This is a genomic window from Pseudomonas fluvialis (assembly GCF_002835605.1).
In the GTDB taxonomy this organism is placed as follows: Bacteria; Pseudomonadota; Gammaproteobacteria; order Pseudomonadales; family Pseudomonadaceae; genus Aquipseudomonas; species Aquipseudomonas fluvialis.
This window is the reverse complement of the sequence record NZ_PIYS01000032.1, coordinates 67,165-81,881: the sequence shown is the minus strand read 5'-3', so window position 1 is coordinate 81,881 and position 14,717 is coordinate 67,165. Positions and strand designations below refer to the sequence as shown.

Annotated in this window: 13 protein-coding genes; 6 read left to right on the top strand and 7 right to left on the bottom strand. The window is 64.6% G+C overall.

The annotated features are described in order from the left end of the window. Nucleotides 1-65: 65 nt before the first annotated feature. Nucleotides 66-1,115, bottom strand: a complete 1,050-nt coding sequence (gene bioB, locus CW360_RS15810; protein WP_101194351.1) for a biotin synthase BioB — start codon at nucleotides 1,113-1,115, stop codon at nucleotides 66-68. A gap of 125 nt (nucleotides 1,116-1,240) precedes the next feature. On the opposite strand from bioB, the gene CW360_RS15805 reads away from it, so the two are divergent. Both CW360_RS15805 and CW360_RS15800 read left to right on the top strand, forming a co-directional pair. Beyond that, complete coding sequence (locus tag CW360_RS15805) at nucleotides 1,241-1,951, top strand: ComFC family protein (RefSeq protein ID WP_229727189.1); 711 nt, start codon at nucleotides 1,241-1,243, stop codon at nucleotides 1,949-1,951. 51 nt (nucleotides 1,952-2,002) lie between these two features. Continuing rightward, complete coding sequence (locus CW360_RS15800) at nucleotides 2,003-2,980, top strand: serine/threonine protein kinase (RefSeq protein ID WP_101194350.1); 978 nt, start codon at nucleotides 2,003-2,005, stop codon at nucleotides 2,978-2,980. On the opposite strand, the gene CW360_RS15795 is transcribed toward CW360_RS15800, so the two are convergent. Both CW360_RS15795 and nirK read right to left on the bottom strand, forming a co-directional pair. Next, nucleotides 2,969-3,712 carry an SUMF1/EgtB/PvdO family nonheme iron enzyme gene (locus CW360_RS15795; protein WP_093984753.1) on the bottom strand — a complete coding sequence of 248 codons (744 nt, stop codon included), beginning with the start codon at nucleotides 3,710-3,712 and terminating at the stop codon, nucleotides 2,969-2,971. The two genes, CW360_RS15800 and CW360_RS15795, sit on opposite strands and share 12 nt — an antisense overlap. Nucleotides 3,713-3,719: 7 nt before the next feature. Beyond that, the gene (gene nirK, locus CW360_RS15790) at nucleotides 3,720-4,799 is read right to left on the bottom strand and encodes a copper-containing nitrite reductase (RefSeq protein ID WP_093984752.1); all 1,080 of its coding nucleotides are present in this window, start codon (nucleotides 4,797-4,799) and stop codon (nucleotides 3,720-3,722) included. 191 nt (nucleotides 4,800-4,990) lie between these two features. Between nirK and rarD the strand changes: the two genes are divergently transcribed. Further along, on the top strand, nucleotides 4,991-5,896 hold the full coding sequence (gene rarD / locus CW360_RS15785) for an EamA family transporter RarD (RefSeq protein WP_101194349.1): 906 nt from the start codon (nucleotides 4,991-4,993) through the stop codon (nucleotides 5,894-5,896). Between the two features lie 206 nt (nucleotides 5,897-6,102). Here rarD and CW360_RS15780 read toward each other — a convergent pair whose 3' ends face one another. Further along, nucleotides 6,103-6,618 carry a glycine cleavage system transcriptional repressor gene (locus CW360_RS15780; protein ID WP_101194348.1) on the bottom strand — a complete coding sequence of 172 codons (516 nt, stop codon included), beginning with the start codon at nucleotides 6,616-6,618 and terminating at the stop codon, nucleotides 6,103-6,105. A gap of 3 nt (nucleotides 6,619-6,621) precedes the next feature. Further along, nucleotides 6,622-7,086 (bottom strand): GNAT family N-acetyltransferase, encoded by a 465-nt coding sequence (locus CW360_RS15775; RefSeq protein WP_101194347.1) that lies wholly within the window; start codon nucleotides 7,084-7,086, stop codon nucleotides 6,622-6,624. A gap of 188 nt (nucleotides 7,087-7,274) precedes the next feature. Between CW360_RS15775 and CW360_RS15770 the strand changes: the two genes are divergently transcribed. Continuing rightward, the gene (locus CW360_RS15770) at nucleotides 7,275-9,452 is read left to right on the top strand and encodes a malate synthase G (protein WP_101194346.1); all 2,178 of its coding nucleotides are present in this window, start codon (nucleotides 7,275-7,277) and stop codon (nucleotides 9,450-9,452) included. A gap of 51 nt (nucleotides 9,453-9,503) precedes the next feature. Here CW360_RS15770 and CW360_RS15765 read toward each other — a convergent pair whose 3' ends face one another. Beyond that, nucleotides 9,504-10,238 carry a substrate-binding periplasmic protein gene (locus CW360_RS15765; protein ID WP_157825315.1) on the bottom strand — a complete coding sequence of 245 codons (735 nt, stop codon included), beginning with the start codon at nucleotides 10,236-10,238 and terminating at the stop codon, nucleotides 9,504-9,506. Continuing rightward, a complete protein-coding gene (locus tag CW360_RS15760; protein WP_101194344.1) occupies nucleotides 10,225-11,922 on the bottom strand; it encodes an ABC transporter substrate-binding protein in 1,698 nt (565 codons plus the stop codon). Before CW360_RS15760 ends, CW360_RS15765 begins: the two co-directional genes overlap by 14 nt. Nucleotides 11,923-12,082: 160 nt before the next feature. On the opposite strand from CW360_RS15760, the gene CW360_RS15755 reads away from it, so the two are divergent. Both CW360_RS15755 and CW360_RS15750 read left to right on the top strand, forming a co-directional pair. Then, entirely contained in the window at nucleotides 12,083-12,448 is a 366-nt protein-coding gene (locus CW360_RS15755) for a hypothetical protein (RefSeq protein WP_093984745.1), read from the top strand. Nucleotides 12,449-12,552: 104 nt separating this feature from the next. Further along, entirely contained in the window at nucleotides 12,553-14,703 is a 2,151-nt protein-coding gene (locus tag CW360_RS15750) for a TonB-dependent receptor (RefSeq protein WP_101194343.1), read from the top strand. Nucleotides 14,704-14,717 lie beyond the last annotated feature (14 nt).

Here is a 14,717-nt window from a genome sequence, read left to right as displayed (position 1 = left end):
GGCGGCAAGCCCCACGACCCAGACGACAAACTCTCGCGCCGGGGCCGTGCAGCCTGCTGCTGCCGTTAAACGGCCGAGTAGAACAGCTTGGAATCACGCTGCTCGATCAGCGCCTGCTCGATGGCGGCCTGGTGTACCTCGTCGGCATGCTCCTCGCGTGCCTCCGGCTGAATACCCAGACGCGCAAACAACTGCATGTCCTTGTCGGCCTGCGGGTTGCCGGTGGTCAGCAGTTTCTCGCCATAGAAGATTGAGTTGGCACCCGCCAGGAAGGCCAGCGCCTGCATCTGCTCATTCATTTGCTCACGCCCGGCAGACAGGCGCACATGGGATTTCGGCATCATGATCCGCGCCACGGCGAGCATGCGGATGAAGTCGAACGGATCGACATCCTGCGCCTCAGCCAGCGGCGTGCCCTTGACCTTGACCAGCATATTGATCGGCACGGACTCCGGGTGTTCCGGCAGGTTGGCCAGCTGGATCAGCAGGCCGGCGCGGTCATCCAGTGACTCGCCCATGCCGAGGATGCCGCCGGAGCAAATCTTCATCCCCGCCTCACGCACATGGGCCAGGGTTTCCAGGCGCTCGGAGTAGGTACGGGTGGTGATGATATTGCCGTAAAACTCCGGCGAGGTATCCAGGTTGTGGTTGTAGTAGTCCAGGCCGGCGGCAGCCAGCGCCTGAGTCTGTTCCCTATCGAGCTTGCCGAGGGTCATGCAGGTTTCCAGGCCCAGCGCCTTGACGCCCTCGACCATTTTCAGCACATAGGGCATGTCCTTGGCCGTGGGATGCTTCCAGGCCGCTCCCATGCAGAAACGCGTCGAACCGATGGCCTTGGCCTCCGCCGCCGCCTCCAGCACCTTCTGCACTTCCAGCAGCTTTTCCTTGTCCAGGCCGGTGTTGTAGTGGCCGGACTGCGGGCAGTACTTGCAGTCTTCCGGACAGGCACCGGTCTTGATCGATAGCAGGGTGGAGACCTGCACACGGTTGGCATCGAAATGCTGGCGATGCACGCTCTGCGCCTGGAACAGCAGGTCGTTGAAGGGTTGCTGGAACAACGCCTTGACCTCGGCGAGCGTCCAATCGTGGCGGGTAACAGGCTGGCTGACGCTCATCGCGGCGACATTCCTCATGGCAGACAGGACTGGCCAGCACAGCGCGCAACAACTGCTAGGCTGACTGGCATTCACGGATGAGCAATCGTCAAGGAAGCACGATGAGCTGTCAACCAAGCAGAACAATGCGAGTCAACCAATGGCTAAAAATCGACCAATTCTGCCAGCTATGTGGCAGCCATACCGATAGTCGCCATGGTTTGTGCAGCGACTGCCAGGCCGAACTGCCCTGGCTGCAAGGCCACTGCCTGCAATGTGCCCTCCCCCTGCCCAGCAGCGGCCAGTATTGTGCGGCCTGTCTGCGCAGCCCTCCCCCCTTCAGCCAAGTGCAGGCTGCCTGGCGCTATGCCTTCCCGGTCGACAGCCTGATCACCCGCTTCAAGCACCAGGCCCAGTGGAACTACGGCCGCCTGCTCGCCGAGCAACTGGCCGAGCACCTGCAGCACGCCTTCAACGAAGGCCTGCCTCGCCCGCAGTGGCTGCTGCCCGTACCACTCAGTCGCCAGCGACAACGCCAACGCGGCTTCAACCAGGCGCAGATGCTCGCCCAATGGCTGGGCCAGCACCTGCATATCGCGGTGAATAGCCAATGTCTGCAACGTATCCGTGACACCCCCGCACAACAGGGCCTGGATGCACACACCCGGCGGCGCAACCTGCGCCAGGCCTTTCGCGTGCAACAGAGCAGCCTGCTGGCCGGCCGCCCGGTAGCCCTGGTTGACGATGTACTGACCACCGGCGCCACCGCGACCTGCCTGGCGCGCCTGCTGCTGCAGGCCGGTGCCAGCCGGGTAGACGTGTATTGCCTGGCGCGTACGCCCAGGCCGCAGGACTGAACCGCAGACAGGCGCTACACTGCGTGCCCCCGCGCCCAAGGAGCACGCCACATGTCCCATCCGTTTGCCAGCCTCACTCCCGACCTGGTGCTGGATGCCGTGGAAAGCCTGGGCTACCTCAGCGATGCCCGCGTACTGGCGTTGAACAGCTACGAGAACCGTGTGTATCAGGTCGGCCTCGAAGGCGAGGCACCGCTGATCGCCAAGTTCTACCGCCCGCAACGCTGGAGCGATGCAGCCATTCGCGAAGAGCATCAATTCAGCGCCGAGCTGGCCGCCCTGGACATCCCGGTGGTCGCCCCCCTGCAACTCGACGGCAGCAGCCTCTTCGAGCATGCGGGTTTCCGCTTTGCGCTGTTCCCGCGGCGCGGCGGACGGGCACCCGAGCCGGGCAATCTCGACCAGCTGTACCGCCTTGGCCAGTTGCTCGGCCGCCTGCATGCAGTGGCTGCCCTGCGCCCCTTCGAGCACCGCGAGGCACTGACCGCAGCCAGCTTCGGCCATGCCTCGCTGGAGACACTGCTCGACGGCCGGTTCATTCCGCGCAGCCTGTTAGCGGCTTACGAGTCGGTAGCCCGCGACCTGCTCAAACGCCTTGACGCCCTGTTCGCCGCCCATCCGGCGCAGGCCATCCGCCTGCATGGCGACTGCCACCCCGGCAACCTGCTGTGCCGCGACGAGAGTTTTCACATCGTCGACCTCGATGACTGCCGCATGGGACCGGCCGTCCAGGATCTGTGGATGATGCTCGCCGGCAGCCGCGAGGAACGCCTGGGCCAGTTGGCCGAGCTGATCGAGGGCTACCAGGAATTCCACGATTTCGACAGCCGCGAACTGCCGCTGATCGAAGGCCTGCGCAGTCTGCGCCTGATGCATTACAGCGCCTGGCTGGCGCGCCGCTGGGACGATCCGGCCTTTCCGCAGAGCTTCCCGTGGTTTGGCAGCGAGCGTTATTGGGGTGAGCAGATTCTGACTCTGCGCGAACAGCTGGCGGCACTGGACGAGCCACCGCTGCGCCTATTCCTCTGAGACCGTCTCACGCACCAGGCGTACGCCCAGGTGAGTCGGCGGCTGACCTACCGAACACGCCCCGCTGATCGGATTGCGCTCGAAGTCCGCCAGCACGCTGGGGTGGCGACCCGCCGCAATACGAATGCCACAGAACTCGCCGGCATTGCGTGAGAAGCAGGTATCTGTCCACTCCCAGACATTGCCCGCCATGTCCTGCAGGCCATGCTCGTTCTGCCCATAGCCACCAAATGCCTTGAGCGTCCTGGGTAGACGCTCTCGGCTGGCACGCTGTGCATATTCAGCCAGCCAGCGACGTGCCGGATTGTCCGGATCATCGCTAACCGGCGCTTCCTCGACATAGGCCGAGGCGGCAGCCAGCACCCACTCGCCATGCCGCGGCAGGCGGTAATGCTCGCCACTGCGCCGCGACAGCCAGGCCGCATAGGCCTGGGCGTCCTGCCAGCTAAGCCCTACCGCCGGCAAGACTGGCGAGTCGGCGAGCGGGCGCTCTGCACTGGCGGGCGGGCACGCTGCCTCTGCCACACAGGCCGCATACTCAGCCTGACTGACCTGACGACGCATGATGGCAAAGCCCGCCAGATGCTCTTCGTACACCTGGCTGTTACCCGGCAGGTGATAGCGCGCCAGACCACCAGGCACCCGGACCAGCTCCGGCTCGCTGAAGGACTGGCCGCAACCGGCCAACAACAGCACCCCCAGCGAAAACCAGCCCAGCGCCTGGCGACTCATCAGCGACTTACTCCTCAGCGGTGATCGGGCCCGGCGCCTTGACCTGCTTCATCAAGTCGTCGTCCCACTCGCCTTCCACCATGACATGCCCCGCTGCACCGAGCTCCATGGCCTCGATCAGGTTATGGTTCACATACGCATACACACCCGGCTGACGGAAGGTGTACAGCGCCACGCCGGCCGAGCCACCGCGTACGAACCAGGTTTCCAGATTCTTCTGCGGCGGGTTGTCGAACTTGCCGGTTTCCCAGACCCAGTCACCATGGCCGCCAATCAGGTGCGGACGCGTATCACGATTGGCCTGCGAGTGGATAAACAGCACCGACTCGCCGACCTTGGCGGTCAGCGCGTTCTTGCCGGTGAGCGCACCCACCCGACCATTGAACACCACGTGACTGGGAATCAGCCCGCGCATGGTGGCGCGGGTATCGCCATAGCTGTCGAGCAGGGTCTTGTAGTCCTTATACTTGCCGTCCTTGTCCTTGGGGATATACAGGTCGAATTCCCCGATGGTGTAGGCACGGTCGTAATGCAGCGGCTTACCGGCGGCGTCCTTGAGGCCGTCACGCGGCAATACCATCAGCGTGCCACTCATCCCGGCCAGCACGTGCCAGGCCACCATGCCTTCCGGCGCGCAGTGGTAGACAAAGGTACCGGTACGGTCGGCCTTGAAACGCAACACGGCTTCCTGACCGGGTGCCACCAGGGTCAGACCGGCGCCGCCCAGAGCACCGGTAGCGGCATGCAGATCAATGTTGTGCGGCATGCTGTTGCTGGCCGGATTGACCAGGGTCAGCTCAACATAATCGCCCTCATGCACCACCATGGTCGGCCCTGGCATCGAGCCATTGAAGGTCATGGCCTGCAAGGTGGTGCCCTGGTCATCGATGACCATTTTCTTTTCCTCGACCACCAGGCGGAACTGCACGACGCGAGGCTCCTGAGGAGCTACCTGCTGATGAGCATGCACCTGCGGCGGCGCCAGCAGATCGACCTTGACGCGTGACAGGCCGTCGGCCCCATCCGCCAGTACCTGGCCGGTAAACGCCAGCGCCACGGACAAGGCCAAGTATTTGATTGAATTCACAACGCACGCTCCTGCTGGATTGAAGTGCGCGTATTACGCGACAAAAGCGCACAGTCCATCCTTGCGCCCGGACAAGAACAGGCCAACTAATCGAGCAGAGAGGCAATTTGTCGCATCAGCCAGGAAAACTCCCGGACAAGGCTCTGGCTCGGGGACTAGAATGACCACCTGCATGCACACTGGAATCCCCGATGGCCAGCTCAACCCGCCGCGGCCTTGCCCTTGGCATCACCGCCTACATCATCTGGGGCCTGTTCCCGCTGTACTTCAAGACCCTGCAGGCCATCCCCGCACTGGAAATCATTGTCCACCGGGTGCTCTGGTCAGCCCTGGGTGGCGCCCTGCTCCTGCTGCTGTGGAAACACCCCGGCTGGCTGCGCCAGCTACGCGCACAACCCAGGTTGTGGTGGGTACTGGCGGCCAGCAGCCTGCTGATTGCCTGCAACTGGCTGATCTATGTCTGGGCGGTGAACAACGACCGCATGCTCGAAGCCAGCCTGGGCTACTACATCAACCCGCTGGTCAACGTGCTACTGGGTATGTTGCTGCTCGGCGAACGGCTACGCCGCCTGCAATGGCTGGCCGTGGCGCTGGCGGCACTGGGCGTGCTGCAGCAGCTCTGGCAACTGGGTAGCCTGCCCTGGGTCTCCCTGCTACTGGCCTTGAGCTTTGCCTTCTACGGCCTGATCCGCAAGCAGGCCCCGGTCGCCGCGCTACCCGGCCTGGTCGTGGAAACCTGGCTGCTGCTGCCGCTGGCACTGGCCTGGCTGTATCTGCACCCTGCGGCGCAAAGTAGCCAACCGGCATTCTGGAGCGACAGCCAGGCCCTGTGGCTGGCTGCAGCCGGCCCGATCACCCTGGTACCCCTGCTGTGCTTCAACGCTGCAGCACGCCACCTGCCCTACGCCACACTGGGTTTCCTGCAGTACCTGGCACCCACCCTGGTGCTGCTGCTGGCCGTACAGGTCTATGGGGAAGCGCTCGACCGCAGCCGCCTGCTGGCCTTTGCCTGCATCTGGGCCGGCCTGCTGCTGTACAGCCTGGACCTGTGGCGTCAACTCAAGCGCCAGGGTCTGCAGGCGCGCAGCAGCGGCTAAAAAACCAGCAATGCCGGCCAGGCCAGGGGGCATCGGGGCTGGAGGGATTCATCCCGCGGTTATCCACAGAACGATCCCCATGTTTTGTCGATAACCCGGAAAATTTGCTCGTTTTTCAGCCAGTTGCGTACAACCCCCGAGCATCGCGGGCTGGCCGGCGAACTCCCCAGCTTATCCACAAGCTCATCCACCCCGCCTGGGGATAGTCAGTCCGCCTGCAGGTTCAGCTCAACCATCAGTTCATCGGCCAAGGTTTCCAACTGCGCCTGCAACTGCTCTAGGGTCAACCCCTGCGGCACCGCCAGGCGCGCCACGGCGTGGAACAGCAAATCGCTGCTCATCGGTGCCGGCAACACCTCGGTCTGCAGATCTTCGACGTTGATGGCATGGCTGCTCAGCAAACGGGTGATGTCACGAACAATACCCGGGCGGTCATTGCCCAGCAGATCAAGACTGATATGTCGCACCGCCTGTTCAGGCGCTACACCACTGCTCGCCAGCTGTACACGGATACCCGCGCCGGCCAGCGCCTGCAAGGCCTCGACCAGCGCCGCCTGCTGCGTCGCCGGCACGGCCACACTGAGAATCCCGGCAAACTGCCCGGCCATGCGCGCCATACGGCTTTCCAGCCAGTTGCCACCCTGCTCGGCGATACAACTGGCCAACTTTTCCACCAGGCCGGGCTGGTCGGCGGCAATCACGGTCAACACCAGATGTTCCATGGACTACTCCTTGCAAACAGCGGCCGGCAAAGCCAGCCAGTAGGTAAAGAACTGCTCGTCGCGAACAAACCCCAGCCGCTCGTACAAGGCTTGTGCGGCCAGGTTGTCGCGCGCGGTTTCCAGCTGCAGGCCACAGGCCCCGCTGGCCAGGCCCAACGCCTGGGCTGCCTGCAGCAACGCCTGGGCCACACCCTGGCGGCGCGCCGGCGGCGCGACGAACAGGTCATTGAGCAACCAGGCCGGGCGCATGGCCAGCGAGGAAAACAGCGGATAGAGTTGCACGAAGCCCAATGCCTGGCCCTGCTCATCACGCGCCAGGAGGATATGCGAGTCGCCCCGCTGCAGGCGCTGCTCGAGGAACGCGCGAATCTCTGCATCCGCGCGAGGCACCTGGTAGAACTGCAGATAGGCGGCGAACAGCGGGCGCAGCGCCGGCTCATCGGCCAGTCGGGCCTGGGTAACCTGCATGGCGATATCCTCGGTGGCAGAGTGGTGGATGCGCCCGAGTATAGGCCCGGGCAAAGGCCTGCCGACAGTCAATTGCCCGGCCACGCCCCCTGATTTTTCCCGCGTCATCCTGTAGTATCCGCCGACCCGTACTACATGGCCGCAAGCAGGCCAGGTTCCAAGCCGTTTGCAATCAAGTGAGGCAAGCAATGACTGAGCGCGTTCAAGTCGGTGGCCTGCAGGTCGCCAAAGCCCTTTACGACTTCGTCACCAACGAAGCCATTCCCGGCACCGGCGTCGCCGCCGAAGCCTTCTGGGCGGGTGCCGCCAGCGTCATCCACGACCTGGCGCCGAAGAACCGCGCGCTGCTGGCCAAGCGCGACGAAATCCAGGCAAAAATTGATGCCTGGCACCAGGCACGCAAGGGCCAGGCGCATGACGCCGTAGCCTACAAGGCGTTCCTCCAGGAAATCGGCTACCTGCTGCCCGAACCGGCAGACTTCAAGGTCACCACCGAGAACGTCGACGCCGAGATCGCCACCATGGCCGGCCCGCAGCTGGTGGTGCCGATCATGAACGCCCGCTTCGCCCTGAACGCCGCCAACGCCCGCTGGGGCTCGCTGTATGACGCGCTGTACGGCACCGACGCCATCAGCGAAGAAAACGGCGCCGAGAAGGGCCAGGGTTACAACAAGGTACGCGGCGACAAGGTCATCGCCTTCGCCCGCGCCTTCCTCGACGAAGCCGCCCCGCTGGCCAACGGCTCGCACGTTGACGCCACCGGCTACCGCGTCGACAACGGCCAACTGGTCGTCAGCCTCAAGGACGGCAGCACCACCGGCCTGGCCCAGGCGGAGAAGTTCGTCGGCTACGTTGGTGAAGCTGCCGCGCCCAAGGGCGTGCTGCTGAAGAACAACGGCCTGCACTTCGAGATCCAGATCGACGCCAGCAGCCCGATCGGCCAGACCGACGCCGCCGGCGTCAAGGACGTGCTGATGGAAGCCGCCCTGACCACCATCATGGACTGCGAAGACTCGGTTGCCGCGGTGGATGCCGATGACAAGGTCATCGCCTACAAAAACTGGCTGGGCCTGATGAAAGGCGACCTGGCCGAGGCCGTTGCCAAGGGTGGCAAGACCTTCACCCGCACCATGAACGCCGACCGCGTCTACACCGCCGCCGATGGCAGCGAGCTGAGCCTGCACGGCCGCTCGATGCTGTTCATCCGCAACGTCGGCCACCTGATGACCAACGACGCGATCATCGACAAGGATGGTTTCGAGGTACCGGAAGGCATCATGGACGGCCTGGTCACCAGCATGATCGCCCTGCACAACCTGAAGGGCAACACCAGCCGTCGCAACACCCGTACCGGCTCGGTGTACATCGTCAAGCCGAAGATGCACGGCCCGGAAGAAGTGGCCTTCGCCAACGAACTGTTCGACCGCATCGAGGACGTGCTGGGCATGGCCCGCAACACCCTCAAGGTCGGCATCATGGACGAAGAGCGCCGCACCACCGTCAACCTCAAGGCGTGCATCAAGGCCGCCAGCGAGCGCGTGGTGTTCATCAACACCGGCTTCCTCGACCGTACCGGTGACGAAATCCACACCTCCATGGAAGCCGGCGCGATGGTGCGCAAGGCCGCCATGAAGAGCGAGAAGTGGATCGCTGCCTACGAGAACTGGAACGTCGACCACGGCCTGAACTGTGGCCTGTCCGGCCGCGCGCAGATCGGCAAGGGCATGTGGGCCATGCCCGACCTGATGGCCGCCATGCTCGAGCAGAAGATCGGTCACCCGCTGGCCGGTGCCAACACCGCCTGGGTACCTTCGCCGACCGCCGCCGCACTGCACGTGCTGCACTACCACAAGGTCAACGTGTTCGAGCGTCAGCAGGAGCTGGCCAAGCGCACCTTCGCCTCGGTCGATGACATCCTGAGCATTCCGCTGGCCAAGGACACCAACTGGTCGGCCGAGGAAATCCAGAACGAAATCGACAACAACGTGCAGGGCATCCTCGGTTACGTGGTGCGCTGGATCGATCAGGGCGTTGGCTGCTCCAAGGTGCCGGACATCAATGACATCGGCCTGATGGAAGACCGCGCCACCCTGCGTATCTCCAGCCAGCTGCTGGCCAACTGGTTGCGTCACGGCATCATCAGCGAAGCGCAGGTGCTGGAAAGCATGAAGCGCATGGCCCTGGTAGTGGATCGCCAGAACGCCGGCGATGCCGCCTACAAGCCGATGGCGCCGGACTTCGACAACAACATCGCCTTCCAGGCTTCCCTGGAGCTGATCGTCGAGGGCACCAAGCAGCCGAATGGCTACACCGAGCCGGTACTGCACCGCCGTCGCCGCGAGTTCAAGGCCAAGAACGGCCTGTAAGCTCGCTCGCGCGTCCACCAAGAGCCGCCCTTCGGGGCGGCTCTTGCGTTTTCAATGCAGGGCCACGCCATGCCGACGATACAGTGCCTGAACCTGCCCCTCCACGTAGAGTGCCTGCAACGCCTGACGCAGCGCCTGTAGCTGTTCGTCCGGCAGATGCGGATGGCAGGCCAGGTCTTCCATCAGCGTCAGAAACGGCAGCACCTCACGCAACGCCAAGCCACCCGCCCCCTGCTCCGCCACCGCACGGCTGGTGGCCCACAATCGTGCGCGCTGATGCCGGAGCATGCCGATATTCAGTGCCTCATGATTCGAGTAATGCACCTGCAAGCCCATGCGCTGCAGGTACTCACCCGCCCCTGAACCCTGATGACTGAGAATCGACCAGGCCTTGGCCTGGGGCAAGCTGGCCAGCTGCAGAGCGTCATCGGCCCGTGCATAGAGTGCCAGGCGCGAAATCAGCAAGGGCCCTACCCACAGGAAGCGCGCTTCGCGCTCCTGCTGGCGCTCGACCAGCACCACGCAACTGCGCGCCTGCGGATCTTGCTGCACCTGGCGCAGAGCCCGCTGCAACGGCAAAAACTCCACGGTATAGGCCAACCCGGCGCGGGCAAACATGGCCTCGAGCAACTCGGGCACCAGGCCCCGGGCCACGCCCTGCGCATCACGCATCACCAGCGGCGGACGCTCCCAGGCATACAGGCGCAGCTCGGCCTGGGCGCAGGGCACCAGCCAGCAGGCACAAAGCAGGCATAACGCGCGCCAGATCCGTTCAGTCCCAGGCATGCAAGGCCTCCGCATAGGGCAGCGTGCGCCCTGCTGGCTGCTCGTCAGCCAGCGCCGGCCAGGGCGCCCCCGGCTGACGCAACCAGTGCTGCGGGTCACTGCGGCTGTTCAGGCGCGGCGCACAGGCATGCGCCTGGCTGCCGGACAGCCGGGCCAGATGCTCATCAAACGCTCCGGCCAGCGCCTGCAGGGCCTGTTGCGCAGATTGCCGGCCGTCCAGCGCCGGATACAGATAACGCCACCACAGGCTGGCCATGCCACTATAGTCCGGCACATTGGCGCCGGTCGGCGTCCAGCGACGTGCGGCTGCACTGCGATAGAACTCCACCAGCCCGCCAAGACGCGGGGCTGCTGCCTGCATGGCAGGCGAGTCGAGATCGGAACGGCGGATTGGCGTCAGCCCTACCAGGGTCTTGCGCAGGGACACACTGCGCGATACGACAAATTGCGCATACAACCAGGCGGCCTGTTGCCGGGCGGGTTCGCTGCCCTTGAGCAGCGTCCAGGCACCGACATCCTGATACCCCGACTTCATGCCCTCGCGCCAATAGGCCCCACGTGGCGAAGGGGCTACGCGCCAGCGTGGCAGTCCCTGTTCGTCCACCACCGGACTGCCTGGCCGGGTGTAATCGGCAGTAAAGGCGGTGTACCAGAAGATTTGCTGGGCAATCTGTCCCTGTGCCGCAACGCTACCCGCCTGGTTGAAGTTCATCTGGCGCGCTTCTGGCGGCGCAAAGCGCTGCAACCAGTCGATGTACTGGCGCAGCGCATAGACCGCTGCCGGACTATCCAGCGCACCGCCGCGCTGCATGCTCGCCCCGGCAGGCCGGCAGCCCTCGACACGCAGTCCCCAGTCATCCACCGGCACGCCGTTGGGCAGGCCGACGTCGGCAACCCCGGCCATGCCCAGCCAGGCATCCGACAGTCGCCAGCCCAGTGAGGGGTCGTAGGCGCCATAGTCCATGTGCCCGTAGACACGCCGCCCATCCAGCTCGCGTACCTGCTCACTGAAGAACTCGGCAATGTCCGCATAGGCCGACCAGTTCTGCGGCACGTCCAGCGCATAGCCATAGCGTTCCTGGAAGGCCTGGCGCAATTCCGCTCGTTCGAACCAGTCCTGCCGGTACCAATAGAGGTTGGCAAACTGCTGGTCAGGCAACTGGTAGAGCTTGCCATCCGGCGCCGTCACGAACGGCAGGCCGATGAAGTCATCCAGTGCCAGGCTGGGCAGCGTGAACGCCGCACCCTGGCCCGCCATGAAGTCGGTCAGCGCCAATACCTGGCCATCGCGGAAGTGCTGGCCGAGCAAATCACTGTCGCTGATGAAGGCATCGTATAGCGGCAAGCCGGTGCGCTGCTGGGCACGCAGCTTGTTGACCACGTCATCCTCGCCACTGATCTCGTGGATAACGCGAATACCCGTCAGCTCGCTGAACAGCGGTGCCAGGACAAAAGCTTCGTACTCGTGGGTGGCAATCCGCTCGGCAATCACGCGAATCTGCAGTCCCTGCAGGGGACGCGCTGCGGCGATGAACCACTCCAGCTCGGCCTGCTGCTCGGCACGGCTCAAGCTACTCGGCTGCAGCTCGTCCAGGGCGCGCTGCAGGATCGCTGCAGGCGGCTCGGCAAACGCACTCGCCAGCACACAGAACCAACCACCCAGCAGCCAGGGCACGCGGTACATAACCTGTTCTCCATCGAGCCACGTCCTTCACAGCCTAGCCGGGCAACGACGAACCTGCCGCCGCGGTTTTTTCCGCACTTCTTGATCACTGACAAGCCTGTCGATTGCCTCGCCCGCAACAGCTACCTATAGTGCAGGCACTTCTCATTTGGCTTAGCCCATGCCTGCCAACCACGCCCCTCGCCAACTGCTGACCTGCTACTTCGCCTGCCTGGCGTTGCTCCTGGCGGCATGGTTGCCGATGCCGGCGAACAGCAGCGGCACCACCTGGGTCGAGCTGTGTACGGCACAGGGCTATCAACGGGTTGCTCTGGACGGTACAGCACCGCTCAGCGACAGCCTGCCGTGCCTGTGGTGCAGCCTGCACTGCAGCCTGGCCAGCCTGCCGCACAGCAAGCTGGGACTGGGTCTGTCGCTGTTTATTGCGCAGCACCCACCCCGCCCGGCCATGAGCCGTGCGCCTGACCAGCAGGCCAGCCACTGGCCGGTACCGCTGTCGCGTGCCCCGCCCCACCTGTCCGCCTGACCCCTGCTGCACCCCGTTCGCCCGGCACAGCCTGCACCTGGCCTGCCGGAGCCCGCTTGCATGCCCGCCACGCCCTGTGCGTGTGCCAAAGGACAGGATTTTCCATGCGTTCGATTTCCCTCGCCGGCCTGCTGGCCGGCATGGCCTGCTGCGCCCAGGCCAGCCCCGCGACAGATACCGATGAACAGGCTCTGCACCTGGAGCAGATCAGCGTCACGGCCACCCGTGAAGCCCAGAAGACCAGTGAAATCCCCGCCAGCATCAGTCAGGTGGACGCCCTGGATATCCAGGAGCAGCGCCCGCGCCACCCCAGCGAAGTGCTCAACCGCATGCCCGGCGTACGCCTGAGCAACCTGTCCGGCGAAGGCCACTCCACGGCCATTCGCCAGCCGCTGACCACCGCACCGGTCTACCTGTTTCTCGAGGATGGCATCCCGACCCGCTCCACCGGCTTTTTCAACCATAACGCGCTGTACGAGATCAACGTGCCGCAGGCCGGCGGCATCGAAGTCAGCAAGGGGCCGGGCAGCGCCCTGTATGGCTCCGATGCGATCGGCGGGATCGTTAACGTGCTGACCCCGGAACCGCCGCCCGAAGCCGAGTTCGCCCTGACCAGTGAACTGGGCAGTTACGGCTGGCGGCGCCTGTTGCTGGATGCCGGCGACAGCAACGCACGCGACGGCCTGCGTGCCACCCTCAACCTGACACGCATGGACGGCTGGCAAGAGCACGCCGGTTATGACCGGCAAAGCGCCCTGCTGCGCTGGGATCACCAGCACAACGATGCCCTGCGGGTGAAAAGCGTCTTCAGCTACTCACAAATCGACCAGGCGCATGTCGGCACGCTCAACCAGGCGCAGTACCACGCCGACCCGCGCCACAACAACATCCCCTTCTCCACCCGCCAGGTAGAAGCCTGGCGTCTGTCCAGCGCCTTCGACTACCAGCTCGACGAGCAGACCCTGTTGTCGTTCACCCCCTATCTGCGCGACAACAGCATGGACATCATTCCCAGCTGGTCGGTGAGCTACGACCCCAGCCAGTACACCACCGCCAACCGCTCCTTTGGCTTCCTCAGCAAGTACCGGGTGGACTTCGAGCCCTGGCGAGCCCGGCTGATCGTCGGCCTGGACTACGACTACAGCCCCGGTTCGCGCGAAGAAGACTCCATCGCCCTGCTGCGCCGGAGCAACGCCTACGGCGCCATCGACTACCAGCTGGACCCGCAGCGTGCCCCCGTACGCATCTACGATTACGACGTCACCTTCCAGAGCCTGTCGCCCTACCTGCACGGCGAGCTGTCGCCCAGCGAGGCCCTGCGCCTCACCGCCGGCCTGCGTTTCGACCAGATGCAGTACGACTATGACAACCACTTCAACGGCGGCCAGGCCAGCGCCAGCCAGGGCGTGCCGGGAGCCTTCCCCGGCAATGGCTGGTATGGCCACGCGGCCAGCAGCACCGTGCGCTATCAGCACCTGAGCCCCAAGCTGGGCGCGACCTACGCCTTCAGCCCGCAGCTCAGCGCGTTCCTGGCCTACAGCAACGCCTTCCGCACCCCCTCGGAAAGCCAGGTGTTCCGTGGTTCGCGGGAAAGCTCGGCGAGCCGTGCGCAAGCCGCCGCCGAGGCGCTGCTCGACCTCAAGCCGATCATCGTCGACAACTACGAAGTCGGTCTGCGCGGCTACCTGGCTGAGCTGGACTACGAGCTGGCGCTGTACCACATGACCAAGCGCAACGACATCCTCAACTACCAGGACCCGGTAACCAACCAGCGACGGGCCACCAACGCCGGCAAGACCCTGCACCGCGGCGTCGAGCTGGGTCTGGGCCTGCCACTGGCCGATGCCTGGCGCTGGGAGGCCAGCCTGTCCTACGCCAAGCACAGCTATGCAGACTGGCAGCTGTCGAACAGCAGCGACTACACCGGCAACGAGATGGAGGCGGCGCCCCGCCTGATCGCCAACAACCGCCTGAGCTACCGCCCGGCGCTGCTCAACGGTGGCCGCCTGGAACTGGAGTGGCAGCGCCTGGGCAGCTACTGGCGCGACGCGCAGAACACCAGCCGCTATCCCGGGCACGACCTGCTGCACCTGCGCGGCAACTACCTGCTCAGCTCGCAGATGGAGGTCTATGCCGCCATCAACAACCTGCAGGACAAGCGCTACGCGGAAACCTCCGCGCTCAACAGCGGCGAACCCAGCTACAACGCCGGCCTGCCGCGCAACGTCACCCTGGGCCTGCAGCTCCGCTGGTAAAACCGACAAGGAGT